The organism is Deltaproteobacteria bacterium, assembly GCA_016183175.1.
In the GTDB taxonomy this organism is placed as follows: domain Bacteria; phylum UBA10199; class UBA10199; order UBA10199; family SBBF01; genus JACPFC01.
In genome coordinates this window covers 1-11,591 of record JACPFC010000113.1, presented here as the reverse complement: position 1 = coordinate 11,591, position 11,591 = coordinate 1, and the positions used below count along the sequence as shown (strand labels likewise).

Below are 11,591 nucleotides of genomic sequence, written 5' to 3'. Positions count from 1 at the left end.
CCTGAATATCTTTTTCTGTCAGGTAGGTGACGGATGAAGAGGAGATGGTGGAAATAAAATCGCAACCGCTCGAAAATACCGGTTCGGTTTTATATTCCTCCCTCCCGCCGTTATATTGCCGGAACTGAACAAGGCGGTAATTGCCCCGTTCGGTGTAGGTGCATTGCTGAAGGATATTTCCGGCGCCGTCGGTATAGGCAATTTGGGCCGGGTTGGTTTCGGTATCGGCGTGATCGGGCATGATCTGCCAGATTTGGGTTTTAAGGAGCGTAACCGGCTTCCAGTCCTCCACCGTCTCCGACACGTATTCGTAAGAATATTCCTTGATCGTCTCCGCCCCGCCTCCGGAGTCGATGACATATTCGGCAATCGGGCGGCCGAAGTCGTCGTATTCGGTCTGTTTGCCAATATTATAATCGTTTAACTCCCGCGACGCCTTGCCGTTCAAGCGATTGAACTCACGGGTCGTTGTCAACGTCCCGCCGGTGGGGAGGGTGATTGCCTCGATTTCGGGAAAAAGCTGGTCGGCGCCGTATCCGATGGTTTTGGTGACGCCGTCGATGTCGGTGATGTCCGTCACGGTGCCGTTGGTGTTGAAACTCCGGCTTACCGAAACGGTCGTTCCCCCCGAATCGACCTTGAAGGTCTCGGTGGAAGGGTTGCCGGTTGTGTCATAGCCAAATTCCTTATAGCGGTACACCGTTCCACTGCTGTCCTTTTGAGACTGGGTCTGCGGCCGGTCCTGCATTTGAAGTTCGGTGTCGAAACTGCTCTTGTCGGTGTAGGTGGTTGTCTTCTCCAACAGAAGATTATTCGAGAGATTATTCGAGCCGTCGTAGTATTTTTCGCCGGTGAGGTTTCCGTTGGTTTCGTCGTATTCCGAAGCAACACTGCTTGTCCGCGCGCTGGTTGCTCCGTCTTCCCAAACCTGTTTGGTGGTCGATTTCAAATAGGGGAAATTTGTCGAGCTTGCGATTTCCCAGTCGTTTTCCTCCAACACGACCGTCTGCAAGTCGGTGGCGATTTGGGTGGAGTAAACCTTTCCGGAAAGATCGAAATCGTCGTAGGCGTTCTGCTCGAAAGAACTTTCATCGGCCGAATCGACAATGTCCACATCTCCAGTGGCTTGATGGTAAATGGTCGTTGTCGTAAAATCATCCCAACTCTCGCTTGCGGATTGATACACCTTTTTTTCAACCGTCTGAAAGCCGTTGAACTGCATGAAGTAGGCAGTATCGATATCGCTCGTTGTATCGCTCCCTGTCAGGAGATCGGTTGCCGAGGGGTCGGTCCTTTCGGCATAACGAACATATAAATTGCCCCCCCAATAATTATAAGTGGTCCACCGCTTGCCGGGGTTGCGGTCAGCCTCGGTTGAGCCATCCGAAGAGGGCATGGTGTAGTCGAGGCTGTAAATTTTGTGCGCCAGATAAAGGTTGAAGGGGAGAAAACGGTTGTTGAACGGGAGCGAGCTGGAATTTTCACGCAGTGGCCAGGTGGAGGGGAGATATTCAATCGCCAGCTCATTACCGGAGCCATCGTCAACTTCTTTCAACGCACCCACCGGTTGGGTGACCTCTGTGTCCTCCCAGTCCGAGGGGCTGTCGGAAAACTCCACCGTATTCACGCGCATAAAGTAGATGTTGTATTCCTTGGGGGTGGAATTGCCGGTTGGGCGGACCGCAACGCGGTCGGGGTAGCCGTCTCCGTTCATGTCCTGAAAAAAGGTGTGAATGTGGCCATCGTCGTTTTTCTTGGTGACGTAGCCGGCATAGTCATCGGAGGCACCGAGGGGGTCATCGATGGCGCCGAAGGAATGGAGCTCGCTGAAGACGGACCCCGATGTCATCCCTTCGTAAAAATAGATAATGAATTGGTCGTCATCTTTTCTGCCTTCGATTCGGTCGAGATAACCGTCACCGTTGAAATCAATGAGGTCCCACGTCGGCCCCGATATGTAGCCCTGATCCTCCTCGTCCTCAATGGGGTCGAGGAATCCCAGGTTGTCTATGCCATCAATGATGCCGTAGCCGTCTGCGTCAACCTCGCGTTCGGCCCATTCAAAGCCGTTGCGGTTGAGGGACATCGCGATCCCCTTGCCCAGCTCAACGCCGCCCGAATGAATGGTCGTTTGCCACATCCGGTCCGGGAGGCCGTCGCCGTTGAAATCCCGGATGACCGATTGAAGAACTGTCTCATCGTCTTCGTTTGTGTCATAGTCATACAACGCCCCCACACCGCTGGCATCCGGGTCGGCCGCCGCGAGGGGATCCGCCCAAAAGACCGCCGTCTCCCGAAAGCCGGCGCCGGTATTGTAGTAGACATAAAATCCCCCTTCGCCTTTATCGCCGACAACCCGGTCGACCAGGCCGTCGCCGTTCATGTCGATAAGCCCCCGGTGGAAATCGGACGCCCCCGGGTCATCCCCCACAAAGGGGTCTTTCCAAACCTCCACCGTTGACGACCATCCGGCCCCGTTGTTCAAATAGATGTAAAAACTGCCCTCGGCATTCTCCTCATTCATCGCATAGATCCCATAGACCCGGTCGGGCAGTGAGTCTCCGTTCATATCGATAACATAGGCCCATTGGTCATCCGTGTCCTCGGTCTCGCCATTGTCGGCTGTCAGGTACGAGTTGAGTCTGCCTGTGCACCAAGAACCGCAGTCAAAATAGTACGGCTCATTCCATTCCGATTTTCCCGAAATGTACTCAAAATCGTTTCCATTGTTGAAATAGACGTAAATCACGTAGCTGTCTTCATAGCTTGTCACCATGTCGGCCAGCCCGTCGCCGTTCATGTCGATGATCTGTGTGTATTTGTTGAGATACCCGGTACTTTCTCCTCCAGAGGCGCTTGTCGAAGCGGTGCGGGTTTGGGGGGTGGCGTCCCACTCGATGCTGTTCTCGTCATAATATTCAAACGTTGTCGGAGGGAGCGATTCGGCGTCGCTGGCGCCGTATTGGGTGATCGATGAAAGATTGGTGCGCCCGCCGTAATCGGAGACATCGTAGTCGAAACTGAATTTTTGCAGTGGCCCGCTTGAAGATGAAATTTCAATTTCCTCGAGCCGCCCGCCGGTCCAGCTTAACTCGATAAATCCCTGCCGATATGTGGGAAAATAGGGATAAGTGGGATGGGGTGAAGCGCTTTTACCGAAGGTGATGGTAATATCGTCGTAACTTGCCGTGGCAGGGAGACGATCGTCATCGTAGGTAACGATAAGTTCATTTCCATTGGGATCGGTTACTTTTGTTAAAAACCAGCGGGCCACCCATTGCTGGTCGCCGCACGGTTCGTAGCCGTCGTCACATTCCTCACGCGCCTCTTCGGCATCGCCAAAGGTGTAGCTACGGCCGCTTTTGTCGACGACAATCCAGCCTTTATCGACAATATCGTCCGCATTGGAATAATCGCGGATATGAAAATAGAGGTTGAAGCCGTTCTGGATGCTTCCCTCATACAGATCGATCCGATCGTCGGCGCCGATACCGGACAGGCCATAATTGGAAGCCGAAATATTTTCATCCTCCAGTTGCAGGTTTTCGGATTGTCCGCCGAGCTTGACCTGAAAATGGGTCCCCTCGTAGTAGTCGATGGTGTTGCACGGATCAAGATCCCCCTCGCAGGCGCCGGTGGTCCGCTCGATGACCCCCAGATCCAATTCCCAGCCGTAGCCGACCCAACTGTTCGGATTCTTGCGGTAACTATTATAGTTGAGGTTCAGTTGGGGCTCCATGCCCCCCACTGCGGGAGGGACGGGAAGGGCGATGCTGTAGGTGGCCGCGCCGGTGAATTCATCGGCCTGAACGGTTGCGCCCGATGAATTTGAACCACCGCTACCGGTCACCAAGGCGCTGACCCCGCGGCCTCCGGAGGATGACGCCGCATGCGAGACGCCGCAGAGAAAAAAACCACTCCAAAGCGCCAAAATGGAAAACAGATGTTTCATAGAAGCGGAACTCTTTATGGTTTACCTCTTTTTTAAAGCTCCTTTTACCGACGTCCCAGGCATCTCTTCCCCGTCACAAAGAACATAGGGCGATTCGCAGTCATATTCCGGTGAAGGTTCTTCGTCTTCTTCCGCGCAATCCGGATCATTCTCGCAACCCTCATCAGAGGGAATTTCACCGGTCCCGCCGCCGCCCCCTCCGGAACCGGTATCGCCGGAACCGTCTTCGGTGTCCCCGGAGTCATCTTCGTTTTCCCCTTCGCTTTCATCGGCAGACGGCTCCTCGCCTCCATTATCTTCTTTTAGTTGGAATCTGGCCCCGTCCCCGCAACCGGAACCGAGAAAATTGAACCCAACCGCCAGCAGAAAACAGAGAGCAAAAATTACTCGTCGCATAATTGCACCTCGTGACTTTCGTTGCGATAGAGACGAAGACCTCCGTCGTACAAGATGACCAGAAGATCCAGATATCCATCGTTGTCATAATCCAGCCACCCCGCGTCGAGGGTTTGACCGGTATCATTAACACCCGCCGAATGCGCCGCATTTTCAAAATCGGTGACCTCACCGGAATTATTTGTGACGGGGATATACAAAAGATTCGGCTCCTTGTCTTCCTCATCCCAATCTTCCTCATTCCACCGCCCCAAAAACAGGGCGGGGGCGCCGTTGATAAAATTTTCGGCCCACGCTGAAACGGTTGTGTAGCCCGGGTCCTGAAGACCGAAGTCCTTTGCCTGATCCACAAAGGTTCTGTCCCCCTGATTCCGATAAAAGTGGTTGTTACCCTCGTAGTCCGCGACAAAAACGGAAGGGAAGGCATCCCCCGGCAAGGTGATCCAATTGACATCGGTTGAAGCGTCGTTGCCGAGCTCCACGGCCCCGGCCTCTTCCTCGACCGACTGATAAGTCCCGTCGCCAAGGTTTTTAAAGAGGCGATTTTGACCGGTGGTGTTCGCCAGATAAATATCATCATCGCCGTCGCCATCATAGTCGGCCAAACTGATTGCAGAGCCGGTTCCCGGATCATCCAGGCCGGCAGATTCCGCGGATGTTTCCGGATCGGTGGAAAACCGGTCACTCCCTTCGTATTCGTAAAGGCGAGTTCCGTTGTCGCCGGCCACTAGAAAACCGGAGCCGATCCAGGCCGCCGCCGCGGCCGGTTCGGAATCGGCAATCCCTTTGGATGAGGACAAACTCGCAAATTGTCCGGCGGAATTTTTCAGGAGAGCGGTTCCGCTGTCACCGACTGTCAGGAGATCCAGATCATTGTCGTCATCATAGTCGGCAAATATGGCATCCCAGTTGTCCCCTCCGACATCCAGCCCAACGGATGAGGCGATTTCCTCAAAAACGCCTCCCACATTATTATGGAACAGCTGATTTACGGAACCGGAACCGTAATTGAGAAGATAAATATCGGCGAGGCCGTCCTGATCGTAATCCACAATCGAAGCGCCGGCATGGTTCGCACCGCTTGTTAATCAGGCTTCATCGGCCTGATCGGCAAAGGAAATACAAGTTCCCTCCGTTTCATCTTCGGGATTGACAAGGAGATAGCCGCTACAGGCATCGGGCTGACATTCTCCCGCCCCGCCCGAATCGCCCGTTTCTTCTTCGTCCGGGAACTTCAATGGTTTGTCCGCAGGAATGCCCTGACAACTCAATAAAATGGATAGCATTGGGGATCTCATTGGCTTCTCCCCGCAAAGAGTCGATTGAATTTGACCGTCCCCGCCAGAAAAGGACCGTGATTGTAATAATCCGGCGCTCCCAGCAGGGTTTGCTCATAAAAATAACCGACCGACAATTGAAGCGCGATAAAAGGATCGATATGAATTTCAGCTCCCGCCGCAGTCTCCCCCTGCCCCATGAGAGATGTCTCCTTTTGAAGCTCGAGGCCCTCCCCGAAATTGAGGTAATTGAGCGCCAACCCCAGGCCCCCCTGCAAGCGGAGAAAGAAAGGGCGCCCAAAATGCTGTTCCCAGCCGGCGTCCAGGGAAAAGTCGTAAATATGAGAACCCAGATTGCCCTGGCCACCGCCGACATAGTTGAATTCCCCTTCGATAAGCGGGCCTGTCTCCCGGGAATTAATCGTCCGTTGGTAGCCGGCATTGACGGCAAACGAATCGTACTTTGTCTCTTCAGGATAAAATTCCCCTGATCGTCGAACCTTATTCGGACTGAAGGATGACGAGGCATAAATATAGTGAGAGGTGGGCGCTTTGTCCGCAAAGCCGATAGCGACGAGGGTGCGGACATTCTGTTCTTCCAGGATAAGCCCGTTACAACCGGGATCGCCTTTTTTGATATCCCCAATCAGGTCGGCCTGGTGTTCGTTGTCCGGAATCGGTGACAGGGGGCAACCGCGGATATATTGATAATAGGCATCGGCGTAGTCGGTTAAAAGTTGGCGAGGGTTAAACCGGGAGTCCAAAAAATTCTGTGAATAGTTACGAAGCGTCCCTTCGACAATAAAATAATCTTTTGAGGCGGCAACACGGGCATTATGTTTTTCGCCCGATTCGAGAACTGTGAGATCCTTGAGGGCATTTTGCTGAATCTCCGCCATGCCCTCTTGGACCAGACAGCGGATTTCCGATCCGTCACCGGGGCGGTAGTTGCGCCGGAGATCCTCAATCTTTTCCAGGTTTTTTTCCACTTCGGCATCGAAAAGAGGATTTGCCTGAGCAGAGGCATTTGTTTCATTCACGGTTCCCATAAAGGTGTCTCCTTCCACTCCTTATCGGCAGGGTCAACACAAAAGTTGCGCTAATAATCTGTATCGAACGAAAGTAAATTTAATAAACTGAATACTTATATGCGACGCGTCAGGCGAGGATTGGATAAATTTTTTCCACCTTGGTGGGATCATCCACTCTGCTGATAAATATTATCCCGTTGATTTTACTATGGCATATCCAATACTATTGGTTTAAGCGAGCAATCCGGTTTGCCGGGCCAAAAGGGCCCCAAGTATAAATGCCCCAATCCATAGTCGGCATTGACATCGGGAGTTATTCGATCAAGGTCTGCCAGCTCGAGCGGCGCTTGAGGGACTTTGAGCTTACAGCCTTTCATGAGCAGGTCTTGAATGTAAGCCCCCGTCTGACCTTTGAGGAGGCCGCCGCCGCGGCCCTGCGGACGCTCTTCGAGAAAAATGAAATTCCCGCGGACATCATAGCGGTTGCCCTTCCCGCCCATCACATGGCCTGCCGGGTTCTGGAGCTTCCGTTCACCAGCGCCAAGAAAATCGAGCAGACGATCGATTTTGAACTGGAACAGTATGTGCCGGTGCCGCTGGAAGATCTGCTCGTCGACTATCACATCCTTTCCATCGAGGAGAATCGCTCAACCGTGCTGTCCGCCTACCTGCCGCGATCCCGTTTCGTGAAGTATCTCGACATGCTTCAACTGGCCGGTGTTGATCCCAAGTACGCCGGGGTCGACGCCATCGACCTTTCGCACATCACGCAGATTGCCATGGTGCCCCAGGAAGGGGTTTATGTGCTGATTGATATCGGCCACGAAAAGACGAATATCTGCGTCATGGACGGCCTCAAACTGAAATACGTCCGTTCCCTGACGGTCGGGGGCCTGCATTTCACGCGGGCGGTGCAGAAGGCCTTCAAGCTTAATTACGAAAAGGCGGAGGCGCTGAAGCTCGACCGGGGGAAGGTTTCGGCAAAAAGCGAAGGGCCCGATCAGATATCCCGCATTCTCCAGGAGCAGGCCGACGAGCTGATGGTTCTTGTCCGTCAGACTTATCTCGGTTACCGGCAGATCTACCCCGACCGTCCCTGGACCGCCGCCTACCTTTGCGGCGGGGGCTCCAAACTCCCCGGCCTGGGCGAGCTCGTCTCGGCGGGGCTGAAGCTGAACGTGTTCACCCTCGATTGCCTTGAGTTTGTCGATCATCGCCTCGATCACTCCGACGCCTACCGCGACTCCATCCCTCCGGCGCTGGCCTTGACGCTCAAGGTGATTTTTTCCAACAGGGCGATCAAAATCAATTTTCGCCGGGGGGAATTTGCCTACAAGAGGGACATCAAGGCCCTTGGCACCGAGATAAAACAGGCGGGCGTCTGGTTTGCCGCCGTTATTGCGCTGGGGATAAGCTACTACTTTTTTTCGGCGTGGTCGCTTGAGTCGCGCATCGAAAAGGCGGATGAACAGATCATCAAGATGGCGGTTTCTCAAGTTCCGGGCATGAAGGAGCAGAAGCCAAAAAGCGCCAAAAAAGTGCTCGATTCCCTGAACTCGAAAATCGCGGAACTTAAGACGCAGTTGGAATCGCTCAAGCCGGCCTCACCCCAGGCAACGCCGCTTGCCTTTCTTCTGGAGATATCCAAAAAAATCCCGCCGAAGGCCGAAATGCAAATCGACATCGACGATTTCAGCTTTACGGGGGATTATGTCCGCATCGAAGGGCGGACGACATCGTTCGAGGCGGTGGACAAACTGAAAAATGTCCTTGCAACCTCTCCCTGGTTTAAGAACGTCGAGACGCGAAACGTGGCCAAAGGGGTGAAAGACGAGATCAAATTTTCCCTCTCGGTGGAAGTTGCCGTCGGAAGTGAAGGCAAGGAGAGTTGATGGCGGAAAAACGGTCCAAATACGGCCTGCTTGAGAAGCTCAATTTTGATGATCTCTACAACGCCTTTTTGGGTCTGGAGCAGAGACAGCAGACCTTTATCGTGATCGGCGGGATTGTTCTGATCATCCTTGCGATCATCGTTCCCATCTCCTGCGCCTCGTCCCGGTTGGGGAGACTCCGGGAAGACTACGAAAAAAGCAGGGCCGGGATGGCCAGTTTCATGGCGCGGGTCGCCGACTATCAGGCCGCCGAAAAGTCGGTCGAGGAGATTCAGAAACGGCTTTCGGCGGGGGAGGGGCAGTCGCTCACCACCGTTCTGGAGGGGCTGGCCAACGAGGAGGGGATTGGCGGGAATATCGACAAGCTCAAGCCGGTCAATCTCGGGACCTCCGATTATTTCGACGAAGTGGGAGTGGATGGGAGCATCAACAAAGTGAACCTCGACCAGATCGTCAACTATCTCTACCGCATCGAAAACCATCCGCATATTCCCATGAAGGTCAAAAAGCTTCAGATCAAGCCCAAGTACGGCGGACGGTCGCAGTTGAACGTCACCTTTCAGGTGTCCACCATCCAGCTGAAAAAGGAGGGGGAGATAAGTGAATAAGATGGTGCAATGGGTGCTGAACCTGACGGCGGGGCTTTTCTCGTTCGTATTTTTTCTTGTCCTCTTTTTTCCCTTTGATTCGCTGATTACCGGTTTTTTGGGAAAGGTTGAAACTCAATCGAAGGGCGCGTGGCGCGTTACGGTGGGCGAAATCGACGCCGGAGTCATCTTCAAGTCGGTCTTCAAGGATTTCCGGATCCATCAGATGTCCGGGGGGCGTGATGAAGTGGTTGCTGATTTTCCGGAGGTGAAAGTGGGGTTCCGCTACCTCCCCCTTATTGCAGGCCAAGTCTCGGCCTCGTTTACGGCGAAAGGGCAGAAGGGGCGCATGGACGGCAAGCTCAAATTGTCGTCCGACGAATTTCATCTCGACGCCAAAATGAAAGGGATGCAGTTCTCCGACATCCGCTATGTGGCCAACTGGCTCAAACTTCCGCTCGAGGGGGCGCTTGACGGCGCCATCGGCCTGGCCCTCTATCCCGGTCAGCCGTCAAAAAATTCAGGCGACATCGACCTGAAGCTTAAAAACCTGAAGATCTCCCCCGCCCGCATCACCCCGACCGCCGGCTTCGATCTGGATCTCCCCGAAACGATCCTTTCGGATGAAAAGGGGGGGACCGTAAGGGTTCAAATGGGCGAGGGAAAGATCGAGTTGAAGGAGGTGAATTTTCCCGGAGAAGACCTTGTCTTGAATCTTTCCGGGCGCATCCAGCTCGGCAAGAAGGCCGAGATGTCCCGTTTGGCCATCAACGGCAAGTTTTCCCTCTCCAAAAAATTGCAGGATGCCTTTCCCTTCGTGGTGATGATTGAAGGACAAAAAGGGGAGGACGGATCGTATCCCCTGACCCTCTCCGGCCGGCTCAACAAGCCCCGCGTGCAAATCGGGACGTTTGATTTGCTGTGAAAACCAACATCAAAAATCTTTCCCTTTCGGATCTGGGGGAGCGTCTGAAGGCCCTTGGATTCGAGGGCTACCGGGCCAGGCAGGTGAAAAAATGGCTTTATCAGAAGGATGTCTCCTCATTTGATGAGATGACCAATCTGGGGAAGGAGTATCGCCGGATTTTGTCCGAACATTTTTCCATTCCGTCCATGTCTGTCCATGAAGTCCATCAGTCGATCGATGGGACCCGAAAATATTTGATCGAGCTCCCCGATGGAAAATCGATTGAAAGTGTAATGATCCCCACCGAGTCGCGCAATACATTATGCATCTCCACGCAGGTGGGGTGCGCGATGGGGTGCAAATTTTGCTATACCGGGACGATGGGACTGGCGAGGAACCTCACGATCTTCGAAATCTTGGAGCAGGTGGCGGTGGTCCGTCGTGACCTCGATAACTCCCCCCAACCCCAGAGACTCACCAATCTTGTCTTTATGGGAATGGGGGAGCCGCTGGTGAACACGAAGAGTCTCTATCCAGCGCTCGAAATCTTAATCGACCCCGAATGTTTCGGCTTTTCACGGCATCATGTCACCGTTTCGACGGTCGGCATTGCGCCGGAGATCGAAAAATTCGGCGACAAGACGCCGGTGAAGCTGGCGGTTTCGCTCCATGCAACAACAGACGAAGTCCGCGGCCAGATGATGCCGATCAACAAAAAATTTTCCTTAACAAAATTGTTTGAATCGCTCAAAAAAATGTCGCTCCCAAAACGCAACCGCATTACCTTCGAGTATGTTTTGCTCCATGGGGTGAACGATTCTCTGGACGACGCCCGCCGTCTGGCCAAACTGCTCTCGCAGGTTCCGGCTAAAATTAATTTGCTTCTGTTCAACGAGTTTCCCGGAGCCCCTTACAAGCGGCCACCCGATGAGTGGGTCCTTAAATTTCAGAAGATTCTTTTGGATAAAGGCTATGTAGCCGTCATCCGCAAATCACGCGGGCGCGATATCCTCGGTGCCTGCGGGCAGTTGGCTATTGAAAAAAGCGCCGCGTAAGGCAAAATTTCATTCCCACATGGTTTTAATCGGATACCGCGTAATTGCCGGATCGGGCGTCAGAATGGTCAGCCCATGTTCCATTGCCTGGCAAATCAAGATGCGGTCGAAGGGATCTCGGTGGACAGCAGGGAGGCGTTCGAGATGAGTCAGGCACGATTCTTCGAGAGGCAAGGGAAGAATGCGGTGTCTTTCCCTCTCTTTCCGCATATATTCTGCGGGATGGGGCGACAAATGAAAACGGCCCGTTTTTTGTTTGAGAATGACTTCCCAGGCCGATACCGCACTCAAGTAAACCTCATTTTCCGGATTGCGCAATTTTTCTTTGACCGTTCCGGGGAGGGCCGGATCGTCGAGCAGGAGCCAGAGAAAGGTGCAGGTATCGAGGAGAAAATTCATGTCGAATATTTGCCTTCGAACTCCTCAAGAATTTCCTCGGGAAGAGGATCATTAAAATTATCCGAAACCACAAATTCCCCCTTGCACAGCCCAAT

Annotated in this window: 10 protein-coding genes; 4 read left to right on the top strand and 6 right to left on the bottom strand. The window is 53.4% G+C overall.

Translation table 11 applies throughout. From position 1 onward, the window contains the following. From HYU99_10875 to HYU99_10855, 5 genes are all read right to left on the bottom strand, one after another. Nucleotides 1-3,952: hypothetical protein (locus tag HYU99_10875; GenBank protein ID MBI2340846.1), on the bottom strand; the 3,952-nt coding region annotated here is incomplete at its 3' end. Nucleotides 3,953-3,973: 21 nt separating this feature from the next. Further along, nucleotides 3,974-4,348 (bottom strand): hypothetical protein, encoded by a 375-nt coding sequence (locus tag HYU99_10870; GenBank protein MBI2340845.1) that lies wholly within the window; start codon nucleotides 4,346-4,348, stop codon nucleotides 3,974-3,976. After that, nucleotides 4,336-5,400, bottom strand: coding sequence for a VCBS repeat-containing protein (locus HYU99_10865; GenBank protein ID MBI2340844.1), 1,065 nt, complete (start codon nucleotides 5,398-5,400; stop codon nucleotides 4,336-4,338). The genes HYU99_10870 and HYU99_10865 overlap by 13 nt, the downstream gene beginning before the upstream one ends. Before the next feature lie 36 nt (nucleotides 5,401-5,436). Then, nucleotides 5,437-5,634 carry a hypothetical protein gene (locus HYU99_10860; protein ID MBI2340843.1) on the bottom strand — a complete coding sequence of 66 codons (198 nt, stop codon included), beginning with the start codon at nucleotides 5,632-5,634 and terminating at the stop codon, nucleotides 5,437-5,439. Between the two features lie 8 nt (nucleotides 5,635-5,642). Then, on the bottom strand, nucleotides 5,643-6,674 hold the full coding sequence (locus tag HYU99_10855) for a hypothetical protein (GenBank protein MBI2340842.1): 1,032 nt from the start codon (nucleotides 6,672-6,674) through the stop codon (nucleotides 5,643-5,645). Nucleotides 6,675-6,934: 260 nt separating this feature from the next. Here HYU99_10855 and pilM point away from each other — a divergent pair, with 260 nt between their 5' ends. From pilM to rlmN, 4 genes are read left to right on the top strand one after another with little or no spacing between them, the layout of a single operon-like run. Further along, nucleotides 6,935-8,548, top strand: a complete 1,614-nt coding sequence (gene pilM / locus HYU99_10850) for a pilus assembly protein PilM (GenBank protein MBI2340841.1) — start codon at nucleotides 6,935-6,937, stop codon at nucleotides 8,546-8,548. Continuing rightward, nucleotides 8,548-9,156, top strand: a complete 609-nt coding sequence (locus tag HYU99_10845; protein ID MBI2340840.1) for a hypothetical protein — start codon at nucleotides 8,548-8,550, stop codon at nucleotides 9,154-9,156. Before pilM ends, HYU99_10845 begins: the two co-directional genes overlap by 1 nt. Next, on the top strand, nucleotides 9,149-10,060 hold the full coding sequence (gene gspN / locus HYU99_10840) for a type II secretion system protein GspN (protein MBI2340839.1): 912 nt from the start codon (nucleotides 9,149-9,151) through the stop codon (nucleotides 10,058-10,060). Before HYU99_10845 ends, gspN begins: the two co-directional genes overlap by 8 nt. Further along, nucleotides 10,057-11,097 (top strand): 23S rRNA (adenine(2503)-C(2))-methyltransferase RlmN, encoded by a 1,041-nt coding sequence (gene rlmN, locus HYU99_10835; protein MBI2340838.1) that lies wholly within the window; start codon nucleotides 10,057-10,059, stop codon nucleotides 11,095-11,097. Before gspN ends, rlmN begins: the two co-directional genes overlap by 4 nt. Nucleotides 11,098-11,106: 9 nt before the next feature. Here the strand turns inward: rlmN and HYU99_10830 are convergent, their stop codons facing one another. Next, nucleotides 11,107-11,496 carry a type II toxin-antitoxin system VapC family toxin gene (locus tag HYU99_10830; protein ID MBI2340837.1) on the bottom strand — a complete coding sequence of 130 codons (390 nt, stop codon included), beginning with the start codon at nucleotides 11,494-11,496 and terminating at the stop codon, nucleotides 11,107-11,109. Nucleotides 11,497-11,591: the final 95 nt, after the last annotated feature.